Origin of the sequence: Herbaspirillum sp. Sphag64, assembly GCF_014192645.1 — a bacterium.
GTDB lineage: Bacteria > Pseudomonadota > Gammaproteobacteria > Burkholderiales > Burkholderiaceae_D > Herbaspirillum.
On sequence record NZ_JACHYE010000011.1, the window covers coordinates 37,388 to 64,382 of the forward strand.

At 52.9% G+C, this 26,995-nt stretch carries 23 protein-coding genes; 13 read left to right on the forward strand and 10 right to left on the reverse strand.

Annotation, left to right across the window (positions count from 1 at the left end):
• Positions 1-40 precede the first annotated feature (40 nt).
• The gene (locus FHW66_RS16120; protein ID WP_183380845.1) at positions 41-313 is read left to right on the forward strand and encodes a DUF4148 domain-containing protein; all 273 of its coding nucleotides are present in this window, start codon (positions 41-43) and stop codon (positions 311-313) included.
• A gap of 97 nt (positions 314-410) precedes the next feature.
• Here FHW66_RS16120 and FHW66_RS16125 read toward each other — a convergent pair whose 3' ends face one another.
• From FHW66_RS16125 to FHW66_RS16135, 3 genes are all read right to left on the reverse strand, one after another.
• Positions 411-671 carry a DUF1427 family protein gene (locus tag FHW66_RS16125; RefSeq protein WP_183380846.1) on the reverse strand — a complete coding sequence of 87 codons (261 nt, stop codon included), beginning with the start codon at positions 669-671 and terminating at the stop codon, positions 411-413.
• 15 nt (positions 672-686) lie between these two features.
• Positions 687-851: a DUF1427 family protein gene (locus FHW66_RS16130; protein ID WP_183380847.1), complete on the reverse strand. Its 165-nt coding sequence runs from the start codon at positions 849-851 to the stop codon at positions 687-689.
• 107 nt (positions 852-958) lie between these two features.
• Complete coding sequence (locus FHW66_RS16135; protein WP_183380848.1) at positions 959-1,645, reverse strand: hydrolase; 687 nt, start codon at positions 1,643-1,645, stop codon at positions 959-961.
• 375 nt (positions 1,646-2,020) lie between these two features.
• Here FHW66_RS16135 and FHW66_RS16140 point away from each other — a divergent pair, with 375 nt between their 5' ends.
• The 5 genes from FHW66_RS16140 to FHW66_RS16160 all read left to right on the forward strand — a co-directional run bounded on the left by FHW66_RS16140 (position 2,021) and on the right by FHW66_RS16160 (position 6,611).
• Complete coding sequence (locus tag FHW66_RS16140; RefSeq protein WP_183380920.1) at positions 2,021-3,868, forward strand: amidohydrolase; 1,848 nt, start codon at positions 2,021-2,023, stop codon at positions 3,866-3,868.
• A 39-nt stretch (positions 3,869-3,907) separates the two neighbouring features.
• Entirely contained in the window at positions 3,908-4,315 is a 408-nt protein-coding gene (locus FHW66_RS16145) for a DoxX family protein (RefSeq protein WP_183380849.1), read from the forward strand.
• Between the two features lie 55 nt (positions 4,316-4,370).
• Positions 4,371-5,192: an alpha/beta fold hydrolase gene (locus FHW66_RS16150; protein WP_183380850.1), complete on the forward strand. Its 822-nt coding sequence runs from the start codon at positions 4,371-4,373 to the stop codon at positions 5,190-5,192.
• A 26-nt stretch (positions 5,193-5,218) separates the two neighbouring features.
• Positions 5,219-5,746 (forward strand): Dps family protein, encoded by a 528-nt coding sequence (locus FHW66_RS16155; protein WP_183380851.1) that lies wholly within the window; start codon positions 5,219-5,221, stop codon positions 5,744-5,746.
• A 166-nt stretch (positions 5,747-5,912) separates the two neighbouring features.
• The gene (locus tag FHW66_RS16160; RefSeq protein WP_183380852.1) at positions 5,913-6,611 is read left to right on the forward strand and encodes a YoaK family protein; all 699 of its coding nucleotides are present in this window, start codon (positions 5,913-5,915) and stop codon (positions 6,609-6,611) included.
• Positions 6,612-6,640: 29 nt separating this feature from the next.
• On the opposite strand, the gene FHW66_RS16165 is transcribed toward FHW66_RS16160, so the two are convergent.
• A complete protein-coding gene (locus FHW66_RS16165) occupies positions 6,641-9,043 on the reverse strand; it encodes a PAS domain-containing protein (protein ID WP_183380853.1) in 2,403 nt (800 codons plus the stop codon).
• A gap of 26 nt (positions 9,044-9,069) precedes the next feature.
• On the reverse strand, positions 9,070-9,807 hold the full coding sequence (locus FHW66_RS16170) for a response regulator (protein WP_255459008.1): 738 nt from the start codon (positions 9,805-9,807) through the stop codon (positions 9,070-9,072).
• 407 nt (positions 9,808-10,214) lie between these two features.
• On the opposite strand from FHW66_RS16170, the gene FHW66_RS16175 reads away from it, so the two are divergent.
• The 5 genes from FHW66_RS16175 to FHW66_RS21135 all read left to right on the forward strand — a co-directional run bounded on the left by FHW66_RS16175 (position 10,215) and on the right by FHW66_RS21135 (position 20,122).
• A complete protein-coding gene (locus FHW66_RS16175) occupies positions 10,215-10,835 on the forward strand; it encodes a response regulator transcription factor (protein WP_183380855.1) in 621 nt (206 codons plus the stop codon).
• Between the two features lie 306 nt (positions 10,836-11,141).
• Complete coding sequence (locus FHW66_RS16180) at positions 11,142-11,624, forward strand: response regulator transcription factor (protein ID WP_255459009.1); 483 nt, start codon at positions 11,142-11,144, stop codon at positions 11,622-11,624.
• 23 nt (positions 11,625-11,647) lie between these two features.
• Entirely contained in the window at positions 11,648-16,360 is a 4,713-nt protein-coding gene (locus FHW66_RS16185) for an AAA family ATPase (RefSeq protein ID WP_183380856.1), read from the forward strand.
• Between the two features lie 200 nt (positions 16,361-16,560).
• Complete coding sequence (locus FHW66_RS16190; RefSeq protein WP_183380857.1) at positions 16,561-18,342, forward strand: bifunctional diguanylate cyclase/phosphodiesterase; 1,782 nt, start codon at positions 16,561-16,563, stop codon at positions 18,340-18,342.
• A 61-nt stretch (positions 18,343-18,403) separates the two neighbouring features.
• Complete coding sequence (locus FHW66_RS21135; RefSeq protein WP_183380858.1) at positions 18,404-20,122, forward strand: methyl-accepting chemotaxis protein; 1,719 nt, start codon at positions 18,404-18,406, stop codon at positions 20,120-20,122.
• 111 nt (positions 20,123-20,233) lie between these two features.
• Here the strand turns inward: FHW66_RS21135 and FHW66_RS16200 are convergent, their stop codons facing one another.
• The 3 genes from FHW66_RS16200 to FHW66_RS16210 are packed head-to-tail and all read right to left on the reverse strand — an operon-like array spanning position 20,234 to position 22,525.
• Positions 20,234-20,959 carry an amino acid ABC transporter ATP-binding protein gene (locus FHW66_RS16200; RefSeq protein ID WP_183380859.1) on the reverse strand — a complete coding sequence of 242 codons (726 nt, stop codon included), beginning with the start codon at positions 20,957-20,959 and terminating at the stop codon, positions 20,234-20,236.
• Positions 20,956-21,708: an amino acid ABC transporter permease gene (locus tag FHW66_RS16205; protein ID WP_183380860.1), complete on the reverse strand. Its 753-nt coding sequence runs from the start codon at positions 21,706-21,708 to the stop codon at positions 20,956-20,958. Before FHW66_RS16205 ends, FHW66_RS16200 begins: the two co-directional genes overlap by 4 nt.
• Before the next feature lie 37 nt (positions 21,709-21,745).
• Entirely contained in the window at positions 21,746-22,525 is a 780-nt protein-coding gene (locus FHW66_RS16210; protein WP_183380861.1) for a basic amino acid ABC transporter substrate-binding protein, read from the reverse strand.
• A 413-nt stretch (positions 22,526-22,938) separates the two neighbouring features.
• Here FHW66_RS16210 and FHW66_RS16215 point away from each other — a divergent pair, with 413 nt between their 5' ends.
• On the forward strand, positions 22,939-23,172 hold the full coding sequence (locus tag FHW66_RS16215; RefSeq protein ID WP_183380862.1) for a hypothetical protein: 234 nt from the start codon (positions 22,939-22,941) through the stop codon (positions 23,170-23,172).
• A 61-nt stretch (positions 23,173-23,233) separates the two neighbouring features.
• Complete coding sequence (locus tag FHW66_RS16220; protein WP_183380863.1) at positions 23,234-24,106, forward strand: dienelactone hydrolase family protein; 873 nt, start codon at positions 23,234-23,236, stop codon at positions 24,104-24,106.
• A gap of 1,202 nt (positions 24,107-25,308) precedes the next feature.
• Here FHW66_RS16220 and FHW66_RS16225 read toward each other — a convergent pair.
• Both FHW66_RS16225 and FHW66_RS16230 read right to left on the reverse strand, forming a co-directional pair.
• Positions 25,309-26,025 (reverse strand): SDR family oxidoreductase, encoded by a 717-nt coding sequence (locus FHW66_RS16225; protein WP_183380864.1) that lies wholly within the window; start codon positions 26,023-26,025, stop codon positions 25,309-25,311.
• 72 nt (positions 26,026-26,097) lie between these two features.
• Positions 26,098-26,949: an SDR family NAD(P)-dependent oxidoreductase gene (locus FHW66_RS16230; protein ID WP_183380865.1), complete on the reverse strand. Its 852-nt coding sequence runs from the start codon at positions 26,947-26,949 to the stop codon at positions 26,098-26,100.
• Between the last annotated feature and the right edge of the window lie 46 nt (positions 26,950-26,995).

A 26,995-nucleotide genomic window follows, 5' to 3' on the forward strand; every position in this document is an offset into this window, starting at 1 on the left:
CGAGATATCAACCGATTGAATTTTTTTAGGGAGTACTATCATGAATGCCAAGCAAATCCTCGTTTCCGTTGTTCTCTTTGCTGCTGCCGGTGCAGCATTCGCAGAAACAGCTTACCCACCAGAAACCAAGTTTGTCTCGACCAAGACACGCGCCGAAGTGATCGCTGAATTGAAGCAGGCACAGGCACAGGGTTTGGTGACGAACGGTGACAACTATCCAATCGTCCAGGAACCACGTAGCTCGCTCACACGTGCGCAAGTGATGTCGACGCTGAGTCAGCCATCCAGCAACGAGAGCTATCACGGTGCCTGATCCGTTGAAGCTTTCGCCTCAATGCAGTATCCAAGGGAATCGTCACTGACGGTTCCCTTTATTTTTTGCAATTGACGGTAGTCGTCGGCCTAACAAGTTACTCCTCTGGACGTGTCAACTTTTCTTCGTGCGACTCTACGCCCGTAATCTTTGGAATACATTCAGTACGAAACCACGCCGCCGTGAGCGGTTGCCGCGCCAGCCAATGGCGCGCTATCGGTACGATCTGTTCGCCGATGAGCAGACCCAGCAGGCCCAGCAGAGCAATGGCAGGTGGTGCCGGCGACTTTACCTGTAGTAAAGAGTAGATCACTCCTGCCAACAGACCGAACAGCAGTGAGACGAGATAAGGTTTCATGCAGTGCTCCGCGGGCTATCCAAAATACGGCCGGATCAATGTCAATAGCGGTTCGCCAATGACCATGCCCAGCAGACCGAGCAAGGCGATACCCGGTGGTGCAGGTGACCGCACCTTAAACAGGGCGTACACCATGCCCACCAGAATGCCGGCGCCAAGTGACAAAAGATAGGGTGTCATTTTTTTGATTCTGTAGGCATTACAAATCAATGCAGGATTGTTCAATCGATTGCGGTGGTACTGGTAGCCACGTACCAGTGCCACCACATCAGATTTACTGTCCGTACTTACTTGGCCGGTACTGGTGCCAGCGTCTCGTGGTTGCTCTTGGCACGTGCGGGTGCCTTGTGCACCATCGTGTAGGCATAGTCCACACCCATACCATAGGCACCGGAATGCTCACGCACAATATCCATCACGGCTGCATAGGTCTCTTTACGGGCCCAGTCGCGTTGCCATTCCAGCATGACCTGTTGCCAGGTCATTGGTACTACGCCGGCCTGAATCATGCGTTGCATGGCGTAGTCATGCGCTTCTTTTGAGGTACCGCCGGAAGCATCGGCCACCATGTAGATTTCATAACCACCTTCGGCCATCGCACACAGCGCGAAGGTGTTGTTGCACACTTCAGTCCACAGACCAGAGACGATCACCTTCTTGCGGCCGTTGGCGGCCAGCGCGTCACGCACTTTTTGGTCATCCCATGAATTCATCGAGCTGCGTTCCAGAATATCCTTGCCCGGGAAGACATCAAGCAATTCTGGATAGGTATGACCAGAGAAGCTCTCCGTTTCGACCGTCGTGATGATACTTGGGATCGAAAATGCCTTGGCCGCCTTGGCCAGTGCAACGGTATTGTTTTTGAGTACCTGACGATCCATCGATTGCACACCAAACGCCATTTGTGGCTGCTGATCGATAAAGATGATCTGACAGTTCTCAGGAGTCAATACTTCGAGCTTGGGGTTGGTCATTTTGTAGTCCTCATTAGGTCATTGAAAGATGTGACACAGGCATGACACATGACTGTGACAAGCGTTGCGCAAACGACAATGGAGGCAGCCTCGCTGCATGTTTGTGTATCGTGCAGGCGACAGTGTTTGGGATGCGCAGGTGACAGCAGTGCGGCATTGCGACCATTATCGAAGTCCGATAATAGGTGCGATGGATAAGGTGAACCATTATCCGTTCGTATAACTGGACGCGCAGTCTGATCTTTCGCACACTGCGTCCATCCCACATGCTGTCTCGACAGCTTGCAACGTCGGGAGCGCGTTGTCCGACTCGATCAAGACTGCCGGGTTGGCTTTACAGACCGTGTTATTCAGGAGTTCACCATGTCCCAAACGATGACGTCTGATCTGATTCTCATCAACGGAAAATTTCATACCGTCGACCGCCAAAATCCCTTGGCCAGTGCGGTTGCCATTAGTCAGGGAAAGTTCGTTGAGGTAGGCGATGCCGAGTCAGTCATGCGCTACAAGAGCGCGACGACCAAGGTGATTGATTTGGGTGGCCGTACTGCTGTACCGGGCCTGAATGACTCGCACCTGCATCTGATCCGTGGTGGCCTGAATTACAACCTGGAGTTGCGTTGGGAAGGGGTTCCATCACTGGCTGATGCGCTGCGCTTGCTCAAGGAGCAGGCTGACCGGACACCAAGTCCGCAATGGGTGCGCGTAGTCGGTGGCTGGACCGAGTTCCAGTTTGCTGAGCGCCGCATGCCAACGTTGGAAGAGCTCAACGCAGCAGCACCTGACACGCCTGTCTTTGTGTTGCATCTGTATGACCGCGCATTGCTCAATCGCGCTGCCTTGCAAGCAGTTGGCTACACCAAAGATACACCGAATCCACCGGGTGGTGAAATTCAGCGTGATAAGAGCGGTAACCCGACCGGCATGCTCATCGCCAAACCAAATGCCATGATTCTGTACGCCACGCTGGCCAAGGGGCCGACCTTGCCGCGAGAGTATCAGGTCAACTCCACGCGTCAATTCATGCGAGAACTCAATCGGCTTGGCGTGACCAGTGCAATCGATGCCGGCGGCGGCTTCCAGAACTACCCTGAGGATTACGCCATCATCGATCAGCTGGCACGAGACGGGCAGTTGACCTTGCGCATTGCCTACAATCTGTTCACCCAACGCAAGGGCGCTGAGCTGGAAGATTTCCAGAAATGGACCGAAATGGTATCGCCGGGTACGGGTGATGATTTTTATCGCCATAACGGTGCTGGTGAAATGCTGGTCTTTTCTGCAGCAGACTTCGAAGACTTCCTCGAGCCACGGCCTGATCTGGCACCCGGCATGGAAGATGAGCTCGAGCGCGTGGTGCGTCATCTGGTAGCCAACCGCTGGCCGTTTCGTCTACATGCGACTTACAACGAATCGATCGAACGCATGCTCGATGTCTTTGAGAAGGTCAATCGCGATATTTCCTTTGACGGCTTACATTGGCTCTTTGATCACGCCGAAACCATCACGCCGAAAAACATCGAGCGGGTACGGGCACTTGGCGGCGGTATTGCAATTCAGCATCGCATGGCGTTTCAGGGCGAATATTTTGTTGAACGCTATGGTGCCGAGGCCGCCGCCAATACGCCACCGGTAGCAACCATGCTAGAGATGGGGGTACCGGTCGGCGGTGGCACCGATGCCACTCGGGTTGCCAGTTATAACCCGTGGACAGCGCTCTATTGGCTGGTCTCCGGGCGCACCGTGGGTGGTTTGAAACTGGTTGATACCGCGGCCCGTCTCTCACGTGATACTGCGCTCGAATTGTGGACCGCCGGGAGCGCCTGGTTTTCCAGCGAACAGGACAAGAAAGGCCGGATCAAGGTTGGTCAGTTGGCCGACGTAGCCGTGCTCAGTGCTGATTTTTTCGCCATTCATGAAGATGCCATCAAGTCCCTGGAATCGGTGATGACGATCGTCGATGGCAAGGTGGTCTATGCCGACGCTGAATTCTCGCATCATGGACCTGCTGCCATTCCCGTCTTGCCAGACTGGTCACCCGTTGCCAAGGTACCTGGACACTACCGTGCTGTTCCTGCCAGTCAGCGTAGTTTGCCCCATATCTGCGCGGGTGCCTGCGGCGTCCATGGACACAGCCACGACAAGGCCCGCAAGTCCAGCGTGCCAGTGTCGAGTCACACCGGATTCTGGGGCGCGCTGGGTTGCAGCTGCTTTGCCTTCTGATATAGATGAAAACAAGCCTATAAAAAGCGATACATTCCTATGAAAAAATTACTCGCCCTCGTTGATACCCCTTGGATTGATCAAGGACTGTTGTTCTTGCGTCTGAGCGGCAGCTTCATGCTGTTTTATGTGCACGGCTTACCCAAGGTACTGCACTACGCCAACGAGTTGCAGCATATTGAAGACCCGTTCGGCTTTGGCCCGCATCTCAGTCTGTGGGCCGCCATCATTGCAGAGTTCATCTGCCCGTTGATGATTGCGTCAGGTGTCCTGGTCAGACTGGCGTGTCTGCCAATCATTGGTGTGTTGCTCATCGCTATGTTTGCGGTACATCCGGATTGGAGCGTGGCAGAAGGCCAGTTCGGCTGGCTATTGCTGCTGATCTTTATCAGTATCGCTCTGTGTGGCCCCGGGAAGTATCGCTTCTCTGCATTACCGAAGTCATAAAACGAAGAATTTTTCTCCCTAGTTGCAGCACCATTCAAATAAAGGAACAGAGATCATGAGCACATTGACCACACGTGACGGTACCGAAATTTATTACAAAGACTGGGGCCATGGGCAACCTGTCGTTTTCAGCCATGGCTGGCCGCTTGACGGTGACATGTGGGAATACCAGATGAATTTTCTGGCCGAACGTGGCTATCGTGTGATTGCTTATGATCGCCGTGGCTTTGGTCGTTCCAGTCAGCCATGGGATGGCTACAACTACGATACCTTTGCCGATGACTTGGCACAGTTGCTTGAGAGGCTCGATCTGAAGGAAGTTACCCTGGTCGGCTTTTCCATGGGCGGTGGCGATGTGGCGCGTTACATTGGCCGGTTTGGCACGACACGTGTGGCAAAGGTCGTGTTGCTTGGCGCCGTGACACCTATCTTCGGCAAGACCCAGGACCATCCACAAGGCGTTGACAAGGCTGTCTTTGACGGCATCAAGCAAGGTTTGCGTGCAGATCGCGCGCAGTTTTTGAGCGATTTCAGCACCCCGTTCTTCGGCACCAATCGGCCTGGTCACAAGGTCTCTCAAGGCGTATTGGCGCAAACGTTTAATATCGCCATGCTGGCTTCCATCAAGGGGACGCTCGATTGTGTCACTGCGTTTTCGGAAACGGACTTCCGCGCTGACCTGAAAGGCTTCAATGTGCCAACACTGGTCATTCATGGTGATGACGATCAAATCGTGCCGCTGGAAGCCACCGGCAAACTGGCCGCAGAATTGGTTCCAGGTGCGAAGTTGAAAGTCTACGCTGGTGCACCGCACGCGCTGGCCTTCACGCATAAGGATCTGCTCAATGAAGATTTGTTGTCCTTCCTCAAATCCTGAGTTCTTTGCTCACTGAAAGGAACGTCATGGATAAGGACAGACAGCACGCTGCTCAGCAGCACCGCCGCGCCCCGCTTATCACGCCGAGCTTGCTCGGCAGTGAGGCGGTCAGGGATATATCTGCTGGTCTGAATGCCTTGCTGGCGGATATCTTTGCCTTGTATCTCAAGACCAAAAATTTCCACTGGCATATGTCGGGACCGTATTTTCGAGATTATCACCTGCTGCTCGACGAGCAGGCTAACCAGATTATCGCCATCGCGGATCTGGTTGCCGAGCGGGTTCGCAAGATTGGCGGGACGACCTTGCGCTCGACCGGGCATATCGCTGAGTTACAGCGGCTGTCCGACAATGACGCTGATTACGTGACCGCTACCGATATGCTCGCAGAATTGCGGGAAGACAATATCCGGCTGGCGGGATTCATGCGGGTGACCCATGCGCTATGTGATGAATACGCTGATATTGCTACTGCCAGTCTGCTGGAAAACTGGATCGACGAAGCCGAGCAACGTACCTGGTTTTTGTTCGAATCTGGCCGTCATCCCTCTTAAGTAAATGGCAACCGCTGACAATTGTGCTCTCAACAACAATTGTCAGTGCTTTGCCCGTGTCGGTATCGCAGCAACGATAGATTCGCTGATGCTTACCCCTATGCCGTCATCAGTGATACTGTGTGGTCACTCTTCGCCATTCGCGTCAAACCAGAGATATGCCAGTATGAATAAACAACAACGTGACCGCTTTCAGAGCATCAGTCTTTCCTTCCTTGCTGGATACGTCGATACCTTAGGATTTGTCGCCTTGTTCGGCTTGTTCACTGCGCATGTGACGGGTAACTTCATTCTCATTGGTTCGGCGTTGGCCAATGCGTCGTCAGCCTCAATTTTGAGTAAATTTCTGGCGTTTCCGGCATTCATTGCGGGCGTCGCTGTTGCCCGGTTCCTGGTCTTGCGTGCCGAGCAACGGCAACGGCGGGCTTTGCCTCAGGTATTGCTGATGCAGTTCGCGCTGCTGGCAGGCTTTATGGCCATGGGGCTGCTTGCCACACCGATACCATCACAAGGCAATGACCTCTCACTGGCGGCAGGCTTGTTCGGCGCTGCGGCGATGGGGGTGCACAGCGCAACCGGCAAGTTGTTGCTGGCACATCTGGCCCCCACGTCGATGATGACAGGTAATGTGACCCAGATTGTCATTGACCTCATTGATCTGGCCCTGGGCAATCGAGATACCGCAGTCACCGAGCGCTGCATCAAATTTTTCTGGACTATCCTGGCCTTTGGCGTCGGCGGTATTCTTGCTGCTTTCGGGTATATCGAGACAGGATTTTCAGCATTGCTGGTTCCGCTGCTCATTTTGCTGATTCTGCTTGGCGAGGACCGGCAACAGGCTGGCCGCATGGCGGTAAACGCATAAGGCTCATCCCGGGGCTCTCGTGCAGGATGTCACGGTAAAAAATGCTCCTGTGCATGTGCCAGAATGCTGGCGACGGTGGTCGCCAGTTCATGTGCTGTAAACGGTTTGGGAAGTATCGTCTCGACCAGATTAGGGAGATCGATATCAGCAGCGGTTTGACCGATATAACCGCTCATGAGAAGGGCGGGCAATGAGGCGCGTATTGCACGCGCCTTCTGTATCAATGTCGATCCCGTCATGGTCGGCATACGTTCATCGGTGAGTAACAGATCATAGGCAAACGGTTGTTTACGGATGGCATCAAGCGCAGCCCGGGCTGACGTGAATTCACTCACCGTGTAACCAAGTCGACCGAGTGTTTCTGCAGTCATTGTGACGAGTGCGGCTTCATCGTCGACGATCAGGATATGTTGATTGCGACCTAATGGTAGAGAGCGATTTACAGTACATTTTGTTTCCGCGCAGGTGCTCGAGCGGGGCAGATATACCGAAAAATTACTACCCGCGTCAGCACTACTGCTTACCTCGATCACACCACTCAGATCGGAGACAATGCCATGTACCAGCGACAGGCCAAGACCTGTGCCGACACCGATTTCCTTGGTGGTAAAAAACGGATCGAAAATGCGTTCCATCACATGCGGTGGAATTCCTTCGCCACTGTCCTTGACCTGTAGCTGCAAATAATCGCCTTCGGCAAGTATTCCTGTAGTGACCACACGTGGTGTTGTCACTCGAAGCGGTTGCAGGGAAATCTGGAGAACACCGCCCAGAGGCATAGCTTGCACCGCATTGGTGGCCAGGTTCATGATCAATTGATGGACATGTGTCGGGTCACCCATGATGGCGGCATCACCAGCGCCAAGTTGCGGTTCGATGCGAACATTTTCTGGCAATGTGGAAGTAATCAAATCGATCGCCTCGCTCACCACTTCTTCGACACAGACTGGTACGGGCTCAATTTTATGGCTACGGCTAAATGAAAGGATGCGGTTAGCCAGCGCCCGTCCCCGTTGACTGGCGGACATGATGTTATTGAGGTCGCGTTGCAATCGTACGTTATCGGCCAGGTCATGCTGGGCCATCTCACCGTAGCCCATGATGACGCCGAGAATGTTGTTGAAATCATGCGCAATGCCGCCGGCCAGGGTACCCAATGCTTCGAGTCGTCTTGATTGCTCCAGTGCAGCCTCGGTGCGCTTCTGTGTATCGATATCGCTGACCGATCCAGCCAGACGGGTAGGTACGCCCTCAGCATTACGGACACATGAGCCACAGATACGCACCCAGCGGTAACTGCCGTCACCATGCAAAATACGCCATTCGCCATCGTAGGCAGCAGCGGCATCGGCCAGGTATCGGTCAATCATCTGCATTTGCAAGGGGGCATCATCAGGATGCAGTTTGATCCGTTCGCGCCACTCCTGGCGGGGACGGATCGTTACACCCGGTTCCATCCCATAAATTCGCTGGGCGCGAATGGACATGAACATTTCATTTTTTTCGATATCCCAATCCCAGATTCCCTCCGCCGAGGCATCGGCTGCAAGAGAGAACCGCTCCTGAGAGGAACGTAGGGCAGCATCAATGCGCTTACGTTCAACCGCAACGGCGATGAGATGCGTGAACTGTTCGATGATCGCCAGTTGCTGCTGTGAGGCAGGGCCAGGCTGACGTGCATGCAGGTTGAATGTACCGAGTGTTTCGCCATCAGAGGAAATGACCGGTGTGATGAAACAGGCCCGCAGACCATGTTTCAACGCCAGCTCCCGATAGACCGGCCAGGAATAGTCATTGGCAATATCCATGATGGCGATCGTCTTCGCACCGTCCAAGGCGAAACTGCAGGGAAAGGCATCAGGTCCAAACTGATCGCCATCAATGGCCTGGGAAAACGTCGCTGGTAAATTCGGCGTCACGGTGTGTATCAGACGGTTGTCATCCTCAGCCATCAAGCCAATGGTGACGAGCGACTCAGGGGAAATCTGATCTACGATGGCACACATTCTTTCGAGGAATAATGAAGTGCTGCTGCCACGAGCAATCATTTCGAGCAGCGCCTTTTCACCGGCAAGTAGTGCCTCTGCACAGATCAGATCTTCAATATCGGTTGTTTGTCCATGCCATTTGATGATCTTGCCCGCGCGGTCACACATTGGTAGTGCGCGTGTCAGAAACCACCGATAGGAACCATCAAAGCGACGCAGGCGTGCCTTCATTTCCCCCGATGTCCCTGTCACGAGTAGCTTGTTCCATATGCTCAGCAGTGGCGGTAGATCGTCGGGGTGGATCGTCTCCATCCAGCCATCACCAGTGGCCTTCTCATGTGTCAGACCGGTATACCCCAGCCAGGGAACATTGAAGAAGTCAATATATCCATCTGGATTGGCAGTCCAGATCATGCCAGGGACATGGTCAACAATCATGGTCATGGGGGATGTTTCAAAGGATAGAGGGGTCAAAATAGCGCCTCCGGTTCTGCAGTAAACAGGTAACCCAAGCCACGCTCCGTCTTGATCAGCGGCGTTGCGCTATCGGGCAGTTCAAGTTTCTTTCTCAGACGGCCAATCTGCACATCAATGGCACGATCGTAGACCTCGTTGTTGTGCATACGTGAGAGATCGAGCAGTTTGTCACGCGATAGTATTGTGAGGGGCGAGGTCAGAAATGCGGCAAGCAAATTGAATTCGGTATTGCTCAGCGCGATCTGCTGGCCCGTGGGTGTTGTCAGACGGCGTAAGCGTACATTGAGCTCCCATCCGGCGAACCGATAGCCGCGCAGTCTGGACAGGCCTTCGGCAACGGTTTCGCGTGCCCTGGCCCGACGCAACAGTGCGCGCACCCGGGCCAACAGTTCACGTGGAGAAAAAGGTTTGGTCAGATAATCATCGGCGCCGATTTCCAGCCCCATGACACGATCCGCCTCATGCAGACGTGCTGTCAGCATAATGATGGGCATATCGGAATTCTGACGTAGCCGACTGGCAATCTGCATGCCATCTTCACCGGGTAGCTTCAGATCCAGGATCAACAGATCAACCGACGCGCTCTTCAATACCTCATCAAGTTGTCTGCCATCGGCCAATGCCGTGACTTTAATTGCCTGATCACCGAGATAATCAACGATCAATTCCCGAATGCCGGGATCGTCATCAACCACGACGACATGAATGGATTCTTGTGCAGGTATTTTCATTATTATGGTTTCCATTAACTGGTAAGCGAGAGAAATTCCCCCATCCAGAGTGCAACGGATCACGTGCGCACTCTGGCACCTCCTGCTACGCATGTGCTACAGCGTCGACCGTATAGGTGTTTCTCGGCAGTCGACATGCATATGCCTTAGCGATGCATTCTATTCACTTTATTTGTGCGATGCATCCTACGCGGCCATTATGTGTCAAATGACATAAATGGCCGGGATTTTGTCATACGCATATGAATTTACATCGCTATGATCAGCGTCAAGATAACCAAGAATATCGGGCTGATAGTGGTGAACGGCCACGCAAGAAAGGCTGGCGTGGGGAAATCGCATTTTCGGGTATTTCACGCTCCCAGAAGCACTGTTCGTGGCAATAATGTCAGTGGAGGGCAGGAAGTATGCAGAATATTATCTATATTGTTGATGATGATGATTTCGTGAGGGCTTCCATTGGCCGGCTGTTGCAATCAGTGGGCCACAGGATAAAGGCTTTTTCGACTGCTGCCGAATTTTTGCAACATCCTTTTGAATGCGTTCCCAGTTGTTTGATTCTGGATATGAACATGCCAATGCAAGATGGCTTTCATGTTCTTGATACGCTGGTTTCCATGGGTAACAGGTTGCCGATCCTTTTTCTTACCGGCTTTGGCTCGATCCCTCTGTCGGTACGCGCGATGAAAGCCGGTGCCGCAGAATTTCTGACCAAGCCTGTCAGTGCGGACGAATTATTGATGGCCGTGGACAATGCGCTGCTCAAGGCAGCAAGTAGTTTTCATCACAATCAGGAAATGGCGGAACAGGTTCAACGCTATCAGCTGCTCACACCCCGGGAACGCACCATTCTCGAACTTGCCATCGGTGGCTTGCTTAACAAGCAGATTGCCAGTGAGCTCAGCATTAGTGAAATTACCGCTAAAGTGCATAAGCGACGGGTGATGGAAAAAATGCAGACCCGCACCTTGGCTGACCTGGTACGGGTTTCTGAACGTCTTGGTATTTCCAGTGCAAGAAGTCGTTAAATTGCAGTCAGTTCAGTGGTGTCAATTCACGCGGGAGAGGTGTCGAGGGCTTCTGCCTTGTTATACAAATAGATAATGGTATTGCCGATTGAGTCGCCCTACTATCAGGAAACTGGTGATTGGCCCTCGTACTACAGCATTGCGAAATTGGCGCTGACCGGCAGTGGCCATCAAGACGAAAACTGACAACGTACTGAATGGTAATCGTCGATGGACAAGCATAGTGCCAGCGGCATCGGTAGTTTCGACGTGCAGTGGGATGTGACGCGGGATGTCAGCCAGTTGACCTCATTGTGGTGACTCAGGATGACCACGCTGATGGTTGGGTTTGCCTTCACGATGACGTGCGAAGGTGAATGGCATCTTGAACGTTCCGGAAATCCTATGCGTAATTCCAAGAAACTCCTTGTCGCGACCGCATTTATAGCCATTGTTGATGATGACAAGGCCGTCAGAAGCGGACTGGCCAATCTGCTGAAGTCAGCAGGATATTCCACCATCAGTTTTGCTTCGTCCGAAGACTTTCTGGCGTATGAAGAAATCGAAACACTTGCTTGTGCCATTTTTGACGTCCAGCTGAGCGGCATGGATGGGCTCGATTTGCAGGAACACCTGATTGCCCAGCACATTGCTGTGCCAATCATCTTTCTGTCAGCCTATGCTTTTGAAGAAATTCAAGCCAGGGCGAAGGCCAATGGTGCCATCGCATTCCTGCAGAAACCAGTGAATACCGACACTTTGCTTACTTGTATCTTGCGCATTGTTGAATCTGCCAGGGATACACACTGAGATGCGTCTGAAATGAAACTGAAATGAAACCGGATGATTCAACGACTTCAGACAGCCACCATGCGCAAGGCCTGAGATTTTCTCCCCATCTCTACAGTCGCGATGTTGACCGAGAGTCCCTGCGCTCGGCATTTGAGCATGTTTGGCGGACTGGTAGTCATGCATTGGTCATCATCACTGGACCTTCAGGAATCGGCAAGTCGGCATTGCTCAATGCATTTTCCGATGAACTGCAGGATCGCGATGCCAATATCGCCGCAGGCAAGGTCAATCAATACCTGCGCAACACGCCTTACTCCGGGTTGATCGACGCCTTTCGCTCGCTGGTCTTGCAGATTCTCCATGCGCCGGAAGAAAACCGCCAATTCTGGAAAAAGCGCCTATCCTCTCTGCTTGGACTATATGCGGCGCTGGCTGTCAGTCTGATTCCCGAATTAGTTCTCTTACTGGAAAACTATTCCCAGGATGCTCAGCGGTCAACGCTGGACAGCGAAATCCATTTCCAAGGACTTATTCATCACTTGATCAATGGATTTTCCTTGCCGGAGCGGCCGTTGGTATTACTCATTGATGATGTTCACTGGGTCGACTCGGCGACTGCCCGTGCACTCGAATATGTCGTTGGCGCGTCCGCTGCATTGCCTTTTTTACTGGTGCTCGCGAGTCGTGAAGAGCTTTCGGAGGGGACGCTCGGGTTGGCCACCGCGTTACCGCTGTTACGACTACGTTCACGACATAGTCGGGAAATCAGGCTGGAGCAACTGAGTTTGCTGGTACTTGAAACCTTTTTAGCCGACACCTTTAAAACCTCGCAAACCAATATGCGCGAAGTAGCTGGTTTGATGTATGAGAAATCCAAGGGAAATCCATTTTTTGTCCGTCAGTTGCTGAACTCGATTGCCGATGAGGGACTGATGTGGTTCAACCATAAGGATTTGGCATGGCAGTTTGATCTTGTCCGCATCCGGGCACTGGAGTATACCGACAGCATTGCCGAGATCATGTTAACGCGCCTGGCGCGACTGCCTCTGGTGACACAAACCATTCTCGCGAGTCTCGCCAGTCTAGGCAAAGATATCGAATTGGCAACGCTGGCTGACATTCTCCACTACGAGGAAAGAGTACTGCATGATTTGCTGCAGGACGCCATCGACGCAGCACTGGTGATCCTCAAGCCGCAAGGTTATAGTTTTTCGCATGACCGCGTACAGGAGTCTGCCTACGCCATGATCAGCCCACAGGCGCGCATGGCACTGCATTTACGTGCGGCGGAACGACTATTGAGAAAGACTTCTGCATTCGAGCGTGACGATGAGATCTTTCAGGTGCTTGACCACCTGGCACAGGGAATCCATGCAGCGACAGAGAGTTCGCCCTGTCTGGAGTTCGCTCAACTTGCCGTATTGGCTGCGCAAAGAGCGAAGCAGGCGACCGCCTATGCATGTGCACTGAGCTATCTGGGTACTGGCGCTTCTTACCTCGCCCTGAGTTGCAGTGACAGCAAGACTGACATCGGATTTGATTTGGCATTTGAACGTGCTGAATGTGAATTCCTTCTTGGTAACGTTCACACAGCCTCTCAATTGAGTGAACAGCTTATTACCGAGAATCTCGATCGGACAAGTCTGGCGGCAAGTTTTCGCTTGCAAGCGGAGATTTGCCAACGCCGATCAGAGAATTGGCTGGCAGTCGACAAGGCGCTAGCCGGATTACGCCTTCTGAATTTTGATATTCCATCGCAGCCGTCGTCGGCTGACTGCGATATGGCCTACGCCTCGATCAAGAAACTGTTGGGAGACGATCCTAAGGCCAGTATCGGGCAGATCGTGCCGACGGAAACGGCAGATATTCAGACTGCTGTATCACTGTTATCCGTTTTGCATACCTGCGCAGCAGTGACCAATGATAGTTTGCATTTCATTGGCTTGTGCCAATTGCTCAGCTTGAATATCAAGAATGGCTTCACCACACATTTCCCCAGTGCGCTGGGTTGGTTTGGGGTGCAGGTAGCGCATCGCTATGCTCGATTTGAGGAAGGGTTCAACTATGCCGTGCTGGGTAGGGAGATGGCGGCCGGTCATCGCTACGCTAGTAGTGTGGCGCGCGCGATATTACCGCTACAGCAGATCAGCGTATGGGTTCGACCGTTGCAATTTTCTATCGATTGCGCCAGAGAAGGCTTCCAGCTTGCCGCTGCCAATGCGGACGTGACGAGCGCCTGTTATGTCAGTTGTGATCTGATTTCAATCCTGCTGGTCAAGAATGTCAGCTTGACGGAGGTTCGTGCTGAAATTACACGGGCGCAGCTGTTTGCCAATCACGTTGCGTTTCAGGATGCCGAGGATATCCTTCTCCTGCAAAAAGAGTTCGTGGAGCATCTCTGTGTCGGCGGACATTCGAAATGTTCCTCAAAGACGCTCCGACCACTGCGCAACGTATCTGCTGGCAATGATGGCCAGCCACTCTCTACCCTGATTTTTCTGCAGTATCTGTATGCGGCAATCAAACATTTTCATGCACGTGAATTTGACAGCGCAAGCAGATACATTGCGCTATCGTCAGAACTGACATGGTCAGTTCCCGCGCATATCCATCTCCTGGACTTCCATTTTTTCGCAGCGTTGATTCTTGGTTCCTCGGAGGTGACCACTTGTGATCACGAAGCACGACTGAACAAGTTGAAATCCCATCACGCTGTCATCGCAGACTGGGCTACGACGAATCCGACTACGTTTGCCGATAAGGAAGCGATTGTTCGCGCTGAAATTGCCAGGCTAGATGGTGATTACCTGGCATCACTTTCAGCCTTCGAGGAAGCCATTGCGCATGCAAGTGGATGTGGCTTCTTGCACTATCAGGGTATCGCACACGAGTTGGCCGCACGTCTTGCGCTGACCCGTGGCTATCGGACCACAGCCGAGGCACATATTCGCTCAGCACACATCAGCTATACGCAATGGGGAAGTCTGGCTCTGGCGCAGCAGTTGGAACGACGTTACTCGGCTCTCATTCATCCGAGCCAGAAATGGCACCAACAAACGGTCACCGATCAAGCCGATGAGCGTAAGCGTTCGGCGCGCGGGATCGATGAGCTACGTTATATATCGGAGGCGCTCACCAGTCGGGATGTCATTCGCCGCCTTCTGTTGATGGCATTGGAATCCGCAGGGGCGGGCAAGGGCGTGTTCATTTCATGTGATGGCGGAACCCGTCAGGTAGAGGCGCTCGCGAAAACGACGGTTTATGGGGTCGCCGTTGAGCAGGTATCGCGTCCGGTTACGGATGATGATGTGCTGCAGAACGTGCTGATACAAACCATTAAGACCAGGCACCATGTTACTGTAGAAAGCTTGGGAGCAAGCCATCGCATTGGTCAGCATGCCACTGTCAGTGATGGTGTAGGATTTTCGATCCTGTCGCTCCCGGTTTCCAGCGATGGCAAAGTGATGGGCGTACTGGTCGTAGAGAACTTTTCAGGCGAAGACGCCTTCTCCCAGGAAGACCTTCAATTGCTCTTGATATTGGCAAAACATGCTGCCGTCGTTTTGCGTAACGCGGCGCAATACGATGCGCTGATGAGTGAAAACGCAGAGCGACGTTCAATCGAAAGTGAACTCAGATCAAGCCAAAGCTCACTGATACTCGGTGAGCAATTCAGTCATACCGGCAGCATGCGCTGGATCATCAAGGATGATCTGATGGCTTGCTCAGCTGAATTGTGTCGTATCTACGGACTTCCACCGGGCAAGACCTCATTGAACTTTGCCGAATTTATGGAGATCATTCATCCCGATGACAGAGTCTCGGTTGCCTTTGTCATCCATGAGGCAGTACCAGTGGGAGGGACCATCCGGGTAGAGCATCGTATTTGCAGGCCAGATGGAACGATTCGCTATGTCGCTGGGATTGGCAAGCCAATCTATGTCAATGGCGCGATCGAAGAATACGTTGGTAGTGCTACTGATGTGACTGTGCGCCGCCAGTCAGAAGATGCCTTGAGGATTGCGCAGGCAGATCTCGCGCGAGTTTCCAGGGCCATCACGGTAGGGCAGTTGACCGCGTCAATTGCCCATGAGATCAATCAGCCGCTGATGTCGATCGTCTCTAATGCTGGTGCCAGCTTACGCTGGCTGGAACGTGACCCGGTTGATCTCGACATGGTATCTCTTGGCTTGAAAGATATTGCCTCCGAAGGAAAACGTGCAGGGGATATTATCAAAGGCTTGCAAAGCCTGACTCGTAATTCCGTTCCGGTACTTGATCTGATTGATCTGCACACCATGCTCAGGCATGTGCTGGCCATATCGCGTGGTGAGTTTGAGCGTAATTGTATTTCTGTTGATCTCGATCTGATGGCAAGAAATTCTGCCTTGATGGGAGATTGCGTGCAAATCCAGCAGGTACTCCTGAACTTGGTCGTCAATGCCATTGAGGCAATGGCAGAGATCAACGACCGACCTCGCATTCTCTCGATCTCTACTGCCAATCCCGATGACGTTACATTGATAGTCCACGTCAAAGATACGGGAACAGGGATCGCTACGACCCAGTTGGATAAAGTCTTTGACGCTTTTTATACGACCAAGAAAAATGGTATGGGCATGGGTCTGGCCATTTGCCGTTCCATTGTCGAAGCACATCATGGCAGCTTGCACGTCGCTCTCAGAGAGCCTCACGGTCTGGCGTTTTATTTCCGGTTGCCACTCGCAAACAGCCCATCCCCAGAGGATGGCTAAACGGCCTGATGAATCACCCTGTTGATCTAAGTGGTGACGTCATGTGGAAGCGTCTTCATATACCTTCGTATAGTTATTTTATTAGGCCAGGTTTGCTACGCTGAGAGCATGAACAACGGAGCACGAATGCAATCTGCAGGAGCGGCTGTCTTGAGGCTCGCGCTATATCGGAAGCGACGGCGGTTTAATGTGGAGGAAAGATGAACAATCCGGGACCGGAAGCGGTCAGCGAAGAGCTCCAGCCTACAATGCCACAACGCACAGTGCCAATTGGATGTGCGACCAGAAACGCCGCACTCGCAGCATTCTTCCCCAAGGAAATACGCCTCAAGCTGCTCTCGGCGTTTTCTGAAGATGTGTTCATGGATGGCGTGAATCAGCGTCTGCGCAAGCAGTTGCGTATGTTCATCTACGCTTTACTGTTGTTGGTGATTGCCTGCGGGATCAGTCTTTCTCTGGTGATGCAGAGTACAGTTCAAAATATCCACAGCGCTGTGGCGCCACTGATACAGTGGGAAGCCATATCTCCAGCGATGACCGATATCCAGGAACTGCTGCGCGAAGATGGCTTGATCAACAGCAGCCTACGGCGAGTCGCCCATCTGGTGCACTGGTTTAATTTTCTTGCGCTTCTTACCGCAATGTTCCTGATGTATCACATCTGGGCCCGTTTTCGTTCCGAAGATGCGCTGGCGCATCAGGCTGCACATGACCCATTGACGGGGCTGGGCCATCGTCGTGCGCTGGAGCGCAGATTGCGGAGTCTGCGTGGCCAGACGCACGCATTGATATTAGGCAGTGTCGATCGTTTTGAAAGGGTGATTGGCGCCTACGGCTATGAGTTTGCCGATCAAATGATTGTGGACATTGCATGTCGACTCCACACGACTGCGACAGCACATCAGGGAGAAGTGTACCGGCTTGATGGTGCCAATTTCGTAATACTTTATCCTCATCCTGCGCATACGTCGGCTTTCGACATGGCACGTAAGGCGTTGCAGACAACGATGCGTTCGCCGTTCGTGTACCGTAAGCATGAAGTATTTCCCAGTCTGAGTCTGGGGGCGGTGGAATATCCCCACCATTGCGGCGAGCCGGCCACGTTGCTACGTAATGCCGATGCGGCGCTACAGTCGGCGCGGGAAGCCGGGGGCAACACCCTGGTGATTTATTCCGAAGAGCTTAACCAGGAGACGCAACGCCGGGTGGAGTTGGAGGCACAACTGATGCATGCACTTCAGCGTGAGGAACTGGAGCTCCACTATCAGCCGCAGCAGCGATTGCGGGACGATGCCCTGATCGGTTTCGAAGCATTGGTGCGCTGGCGTCGCGGCGACACGTTGATTTCACCTGCTGACTTTATCCCCATCGCCGAAGAGTCTGGTCTGGTCATTGCCATCGGTGACAAGGTTCTGGAACGCGCTTGCCTCAAAATCCGTGAGTTACGCGCTTTGACCGGTGAGCATGTTGTCATTGCCGTCAACATTGCGCCGCGCCAGTTCCTGCATCCCGATTTTCTGCCCAAGATCGAACGCCTTTTACAGGCAACACAAATCGAGCCAACCTCGCTGGAGCTTGAAATTACAGAAGGTGCTGTCATGGAGCAGACTGAATCTGCCATCAAGCAGTTACATCACTTGCGTGCACTCGGACTGAAACTATCGATTGACGATTTCGGGACTGGTTACTCCAGCCTGTCCTATCTGAAACGCTTTCCCATCAACAAGCTCAAGATCGATCAGTCATTCGTCCGTCAGCTCAAACCGCATTCGCAGGATTCCGCCATCGTCGAGGCGGTGATTGGTCTCGGACATACGCTGGGTATCGATGTCATTGCCGAAGGAGTGGAAACACATGAACAGCGCGAATGGCTAAAGCGTTTGTCATGTGACGAAATCCAAGGTTACTACTATAGCCGCCCCCTGCCTTGTGCTCAGGTATTGCCGTTTGTACAAAGTCAGTCGTCTATGAATCAAGCGTAAAGCGACTGTAAAGCGCTTTGCTTGCGTTGGCGGCTTTGCTGTCCTCACCCAGAGAAGAAAAATGAAAATTTCCACAAAAATTGGAGCAGGTTTTTTAGTCGTTCTGGCGCTTTCTACGGCGCTCATTATTTATCTCCTACTGCGCATCGACACCTTGTCAAAAGGCATGAACGAGATGGTCAATGACCGTATCGCCAAAATGGCACTGGTACAAGACCTTGGTCACAATGCAGTGTCGTCGGCGGTACTTATCCGGGAATCCATCATCAGTCAGAACCCAGCGCGCCAGAGCGAGAACAAAAAAGCGGTCGCTGATCTGATCGAAAAAAGCAACCAGGATTGGCGTCAGCTCGTCAAGCTCGTGAACCTGCCCAAGGAGAAACAAACCATCACCGAGATTGAGGAAAAACGTGGCCTCTACATCATCCAGGCGACCAAGGTGAACGATCTCATCGCCAGGCAAGACATGGAGGGGGCCATCAATGTTCTTTTGACGACACTCAAACAGGCGCAGGAGCCTTATTTTTCTGCCATGCGTCACCTTGGTACTGTGCAAATCACACGCTCGCAAGAATTGGCTGAGGAGGCAAGGCAGATTGCACAAGTCGCAATCTACAGCGGCTTGATGCTCTTGTTGATCATGATTGTCAGTGGTGCATTCATTGCCTTGTACACCATTCGTTCCATTACAGTAGGGCTAGATCAGGCGGTCGATATTTCCGGGAAAATCGCGGTAGGTGATTTAACCCACAAAATCAACACTGGCAGAAAGGATGAGTTGGGCGTCCTGCTACTTGCCATGAAAGAGATGCAGGACAACCTGCTACGCGTAGTAGAAAAGGTTCGCTTTGGTGCCACCGCCGTCACCACCTCCAGCAAGGAGATTGCGCAGGGGAACATGGACCTCTCCACCAGAACCGAAAGTCAGGCCAGCTCGCTGGAAGAAACCGCCGCTTCCATGGAGCAGTTAGGCGCCACGGTTCGCGAAAACGCGGACAACGCGCTGCAAGCGAACCAACTTGCCCAAAGTGCCAGCAGTATCGCCATTCAGGGGGGCGAGGTGGTCGCACGGGTGGTGGAAACGATGAAAGGTATCGACGACAGCTCCAAGAAAATTGCTGACATCATCAGCGTCATCGACAGCATCGCCTTCCAGACTAATATCCTGGCCTTGAATGCTGCCGTGGAAGCGGCGCGCGCAGGTGAACAAGGACGCGGCTTTGCCGTCGTGGCATCGGAAGTGCGTAGTCTGGCGCAACGCAGTGCCGCAGCGGCCAAGGAAATCAAGGTCCTTATTGAAGACTCGGTTGCCAAGGTAGAAGACGGCAGTAAGTTGGTCGCCCAGGCGGGCGCCACGATGGAGCAGGTGGTATCCAGCGTGAAGCACGTCACCGACGTCGTTACAGAAATCAGCGCTGCCAGTCGTCAGCAAAGTGAAGGTATCGGTCAGGTCACACAGGCAGTGACGCAAATGGACGAAGTAACACAGCAAAATGCTGCGCTGGTCGAAGAAGCTGCTGCCGCATCGCAAGCGTTGCAGCAGCAGGCGCAGCAGCTGGAGCAGGCAGTCAGTGTATTCAAGCTCAATTCTGGCGAGCGCATTGGTAACAGCGTCTCGCCAACGATCAGCAACTCGAGGGTGTTCAGCCCCACCATCAATGCCACACCGAAGTCTGTAGGCATTGCCAGGAACATGAGCAGTAAAGAGGTGGCTATTAGTGCGGCGAATCGCAAACTCGCATTGACTGCCGATGGCGCCGATTCGTGGGGACAGTTTTGAGTACGTTGTTGTTATGGTTGCCAATCACTGCACAGTGATTGGCAACATGTGGACCGATGCCACCTCGGAGGGGCATGCGGCCCGCACGATTTCAGGATCGGTGAAAGTCCGCTACAGGAGTACCTTGCGCAGAAAGTCCCGGGTACGTTCATGATGTGGATCGCCCAACACCTGCTGCGGTGGTCCTTGCTCCATGATGACGCCCTGATCAATGAAGAACACGCGGTCCGATACATCGCGTGCGAACCCCATTTCATGGGTGACGACCACCATCGTCATTCCCTCACTGGCCAGCGCTTTCATGACCGCCAACACTTCGCCCACCAGTTCCGGATCGAGTGCCGAAGTTGGCTCGTCAAACAACATGACCTTGGGTTCCATCGCCAGCGCCCGTGCGATCGCGACACGTTGTTGCTGGCCGCCCGACAATTGGTTGGGAAACGCATCGATCTTGTCCAGCAGGCCAACTTTTAGCAGCAACTTTTCTGCCACCAGCGTTGCCTCCTTGCGCGACATCTTCTTGACCTGCATCGGGGCCATGATTAAATTTTCCAGCACTGACATATGCGGAAACAGATTGAAGCGCTGAAACACCATGCCAACACCAGCCCGCATCGCATTGAGGTCAATCGAGGGATCATTGACCTTGACGCCATCGACCAGAATATCGCCATCTGAGGCTTCTTCCAGACCGTTCAGACAACGCAGGAAGGTGCTCTTTCCTGACCCCGACGGACCGATCACGCAGACCACTTCGCTCTCTGCGATATCGCAATCGATGCCGCGCAGGATATGCGCGTTACCATAGCTTTTTTGTAATTGTTTAACGTGTATCACCGTGCATCACCTTTGCCATATCGCTTTTCAAGATGCTCGACGAACGCCGACAGAAGCAGAGTGATGCCCCAGTAAATCAGCGAGATCGTCAGATACGGTTCCCAGTAGCGCGCATAAGCCCCGGATACCGTACGTGCTGCATAAGCCAGTTCAGCCAGACCAATTGCCGACGCCAGGGAGGAATCCTTGACGATGGCGATAGCGTTGTTTCCCAGCGGCGGTAGCATGCGTCGGAACGCCTGCGGCAATACCACCTTGCGCAAGGTCTGCAGATAACTCATCCCCAGCGAACGCGAGGCCTCGCTCTGACCGCGGTCAATTGACTGGATACCAGCCCGGAAAATTTCCGATACATAAGCGCCTGAATTGAGCGTGATCGCCAGTACTGCCGACAGGAAGGCGCCGTATTGCGAGCGAATCTCCCTTGCCAGATCGCCGCTGACGATCCAGCCATTGGCAGGATTGATCAACAACGGCATCAAGGCGAAATGGATCAGCAGAATTTGCACGAACAGCGGCGTGCCACGAAAGAAGCTGACGTAAAAACGTGTCGGCAACTGCACTGCATACCGCAGGAAGTACTTATAAAATCCGTGCTTGGCCTCGGCCAGACGGCCCACACCCAGCACGAGACCCAGTAAGGTGCCGGTGATCACGCAAATGATTGCGGTCTTCAGCGTCATCCAGGTACCCTCGATGAACAAGGGCAGGTACTCGCCAATGATTTGCCATTGGAATGAAGAAAACATAGTGAAATCCGGTAGATGAAATCAGATCTTGCGCGGATTATTGCAGTGGCAGTGTCGGCACGTTGTCGTCAAACCATTCCTTGTAGATCTTGGCATAAGTACCATCGGCAACAATTTTCTTCAGGCCGGCGTTGATCTTGTCGAGCAATACCTTGTTGCCTTTTTGTACCGCTATGCCGAAATACTGGCGTGTGAACTTGGCATCACCGACAACCTTGAATTTCTTTTCAGGGTGGCTCTTGATATAGAACTTGATCACACCGACATCGCCCACAGCAGCATCGACGCCGCCACGGTAAAGTTCTTCCAGCATCAGCGGGGTATTGTCGAAGCGGTGAATCGCCACATTGTTCTTGCCAATTTCATCCGACACCACGATGTCGCCGGTACTGGAATTGACCACACCAACCTGCAGCTTCTTCAAGTCAGCCAAGCCGCTGACCTTCGGGCCGTCGCCAACGATGATGACTTGCTCCGCAGGGAAATACGGTAAAGAAAAGTCGACCATCTGGCTGCGCTTGTCGGTGATGGTGATACCGGAAATCAGAATATCGCGGTCGCCTTGATTGACGGTCGCGAAAATGCCTTCCCAAGGCGTGCTGACCAGTTTGATCTTGAAGCCGGAAGCGACGCTGATTGCCTTGATGATATCGATATCAAAGCCGACCAGTTCCTTCTTTGCGGTTTCGAATTCAAACGGGCGGTAGGTCCCACCGGCGCCGACAACATAAGTCTGATCGGCGGCATGTGCCGCGACCGCTGGCAATGCAAAAGCCAGTGCGCTGCTGGCGAGTAAAACTAATTTCTTGAACGACATGGTGCTTCTCCCTTGGAGTGAAATATGTAATGAAATGCTATAAACAATTGACGAAGTAACACCTTCATCAACAAAAAATGTTGTCCACCTGCACCGTCCTGAGGCGTTGCCGATGTCGCGATCTTTCAACCAGGGCGCTATTTTACAATTCATCCTTCTCATCGGATAAACCGTGGTGCTTGATTGTCAGTCGAAGCAACAGTTGATCAGGCGTGATTTGCCGAGCAGCCGCGTGGAAAATTCAAGCGCCAGCTTGGCTGGTTCACTTAGGCAAGTCGCGTGCCTGATCCGGTTTTTACACCACCAAGTAGGTCAAACCAGAAGATTCGGACGCTGAAACAGCTCGGAAGGTGGAAATGTCGGATGTGACCATCTACAATCTGCGTTGCTCATATTGTCAGGGATGTTGCGCCATGAAAAACACAGCACTTCTTTTCCTCGTCGTCACGATCATGCTCACGGTCACTGCCTGCTCCACCAGCAGTAGTGGTGGTTATACCTATAACAACACCAGCGGCTCGAACACATCACAGCAGCAAAGCGGTAGCAATGCAAGCGGCTTTAGCCAATCCAACCAAAGTCAGACCAATATCAGCAACTCATGGTCGTCGAAGCATAGCTTCAGTAGCGGCAGCGGTAATCAATGAGTGGTCAATCCATTTGGATGGTGCCTATGAAAAAGTGCTTTAAGCAGGAAATGGAAAACTGATGAAACTATTCAAGCAGGTGCTCTTTGCTGCAGTGTCCTTGTTGCTGTACGGGCAGTCGCATGCCGAGATTGCCGAGGTAAGCGTCAATATCCCCGTCGTTGAAAAGGGACTTTTTGGCAACTCCACCGACAATATGGTCGCCACCGAATTTCGACCGGACGGGCCTGGGCCGTTTCCCTTGATCGTGATCAATCATGGCACGCCGCGCACCAGTGCCGAGAATCGCTACGTCACTGATGTCTACAAAGAGCATGCACGTCTATTTGCGCAGCTAGGTTTTGTGGTGCTCAATCCATTGCGCCGGGGCTTTGGTAAATCGGATGGTATTGCGGCAGATAGCTACGGCAGTTGTGACAATCCGGACTACTACGGAGCCGGGCTCAAGACCGCACAGGATATCGCCGCTGCTATCGACTATGCCCGTACCAAGCCCTACATTGATACCACGCGTATTGTCCTGGTTGGCCAGTCTGGTGGTGGGTTTGGATCACTGGCCTTAGCCAGCGAAAATGTGCCTGGTGTGGTTGGTGTGATCAATTTCGCAGGCGGGCGTGGCGCACGCGGTGTGGACAATGTCTGTAAAACCGCGAATCTGGTCGATGCTTTCTCTCGCTATGCCAAGACAACGCATGTGCCAATGCTCTGGTTTTATTCAGAGAATGATCACTCCTTCTACGCTGCTTTAGCCAAACAATTATTTGCAGCGTATCAAGATGCAGGCGTCGACGTGCGTTTCATCGTGGCACCGCCTTACCGCAAGGACGGTCACGGCTTCTTCCACGGGATTGAAAGTGCACCTATCTGGATGAAGGAAGTGGCGCCATTTCTGAAGAAGCTGGATTTTCCACAAATTCAAGATGCTGAAAAATGATCTTGAAACCCATCGCCTTGCTTAAAGCCAGGATGTTTTTTAGAAACGTCGGCTTCAGCGTCGTCTCCAGCAAGTTGCCGTAGAGGTTGCCTTGCTGGATGCCTACTATCCAGTGAAAACTGGATAGGTGGGAATAGATCTATGTAAGCGCCGTCTGGTCAATGCTTTCAGATTCATCGAGGTAAAAATGGAGGCAAAAAATTTTCTTAATTACGATCTATCTTAGCGATTTTTTTCATCGATATGACTATAAACGCAGGGGCTGGGATGACTCGAGATCACTACAATCAGGCTTTTTGAGCAAAAGTTTAGCGATCGCGGGTTCATCGTCGTCTTTTGCGTATTCGTGGGCCGACTTGCCGTCTATTTTCAATTCATGCAAAAGCTCGTCATTTTTCTGCATCTGACGCACGCCTTCGATGTTTCCTTCGTCTATCGCTTCTTTTAACCGAGTGGAGTCGTTGGAATTCGATGATTTTACCCGAGTGCAGTCTTCGGAATTTGATGCGTTCTGTTGAGGGGGGGAAATATGTCCTCACGTTGCTGATTAACATGCTGAAGCAATTCCTTTCCGTCCGTTGGTCTACTCGAGAAGCCCCGGGTTCTAATACGCACCCGGAAATGCTCACCTGTTTCGTTTGTGTGCTCAAAGCAGTACTACTTGGGCGAGAATTGCCCCCCCCCCCATGGATTATGGTAGATATTCCTGTTGACGATTGCGGCTCAATCATGGTCATTCTCCAAAATTTTTATTGAAAAAGTGGATATTAACGTGATTGTTTCGATAACCGATAGCAAGTCTCATGCTTGCTGCAACGAGGTGCTGCCGGACTGATGTTCGGCCTGGTTTGATGTCAAGCGCACGGCGCCGCTCGTCGCGCCATGCGTGACCCTAGCCCAAAATCAGTACGATCTAAGGTGGAAATTCCCGGGTTTTGTGCCACACCGAACAAAAAATTCCAACAAAAAAGCCGTTGACCCTTTCGGAATCAATTTACTGTGACAGCAAAGCGCATTGCGGTATTCCACGATTTCGTCATAGCAGCGCCTATGCTCGTAAAGATACATACCTCGCGCCAAGTCCCTGTCGTGTAGGCGACACTGAAATCGCGGGCTCATTCCAGCAGCGGCGTGCTTCATCCGCTGAGCAGAGCGACTGGCACCTTTACGCTGGTGCCGCATTTCGAACTAGTCATGCCTGACTAGCTGCCTAAGCGCAACCCGCCATCGCAAGTGATGATGTCTCCGCTGATAAAGCTATTGGAGATAAGGAAAGCGATGGCCTGCCCAACGTCTTGTGGTTGTCCCACGCGCCCGACTGGCGTTTTGGCGGCATAGTTGGCAAAAACGGGAGCTTTCTGCTCGTCCGTCAGAAAATCCCACCAGGGCGTATCGATCACACCAGGAGAAACCCCATTGACCCGCAGAGGACGCAACTCTGCTGCGAGGATGGGGACAAGTGCGGCAATCGCTGCGTTAGCTGCACCGATCCCGGCTGTCCCAGGCATCGCGGCCTGAGCGGTCACCGCAGAGATGAACGTGATACTGCCATCCTTGCGCAACGAGGGGAGTGCGGCCTGTGCCGTGGCAAAGTGGGGGAAAACCTTTTCCTCGAAACCCTGCCGTACTTCCTCGAGGCTGACCGATGCGAATGGTCCCGCTCCTTTGCCGCTACCAAGCGACAGTACGAGGTGATCGAATGCGCCGATGCTTGCGAAGGCATCGGGTAGGCTTTCCGTGTCAGCGGCATCAAGAACGAGGACTGCAATATCACCGTCCAATTCATTCTTCGCCGCTTCCAATCGCTGTTCGGTACGACCTGTGATCGTGACTTTGTGGCCCAGGGCAAGAAGCTGTCGAGCAGTTGCAAAGCCAATGCCGGTCGATCCTCCGATGATGACGGTGTGTTGGATTGACATGAGTTTTCCTTTTCTAATGGTTGAAAGATGAAGCGGTTACTACGGTGGGAAAGACCGATTGCATGACTGAAGTTATGAGGCGCCGTTTGATGCTCCCTGATGGGCTTTCGGCAAGCCGACAAGTTCGAGACTGATCGATCGCAGGCGCTCACGCGCAGCAGCGTCATAGGCCTGTGGGTTGGCCCGTCGTGGCTGAAGTCCGTCGAAATACAGACCGTTCATTCCATCCATCTCGCTGGAAACAGCAAGATGGAGGATGGCATTGGCCCCTTCATCAACGGTGCTGATCGGTGAGATGCCATCTTTGCGCACCATAGTGGTATCCATGTAGGTCGCCGGGTGCAGGCTGTTCGCGGGAATGCCCGATCCGTCCAGTTCACGGGCAAGATCGAAGCTGAACATGATCTGCGCGAGTTTGCTCTGGCAATAGGCTCGCGCACCGCTGTAGCCATTCGTCAGCATGATGTCGGCGAAGTCGATCGACTGTTGGCCAATCGATGCGACGTTGACGATTCGGGCCGAGTGACTTTGTTGCAGGATCGGCAGGAGAAGGCGCGTCAGCAGGAAGCCGGAAAGATAGTTCACCGCGAAGCGTAACTCGTAGCCATCGCGACTTACCTCCCGTGACGAACCCGGAACGCCAACGCCGATCCCAGCATTGTTGATCAGCACGTCAAGATGGTCATGATCTCGTCGAATGGCTTCTGCCAGTGCACGCACCTGTGATAGCGAAGAAAAATCGGCTGGATAGAAAGTTCCGCTACCACCTGAATTGCGAATCTCTGTCAGCAGACCCTCGGCCCGTGCACGGTTGCGGCCGTGGATCAACAGGGTCGCCCCTGACTTTGCCAACCGTTGGGCAACCCGGCGCCCGACGCCATCGGTCGATCCTGTAATCAATATCGTCTTTTCTTTCAGCCCCATGTTGCCCACCTCTTCTGAACTTAATAGCGTTGATGGCATTGTTCCC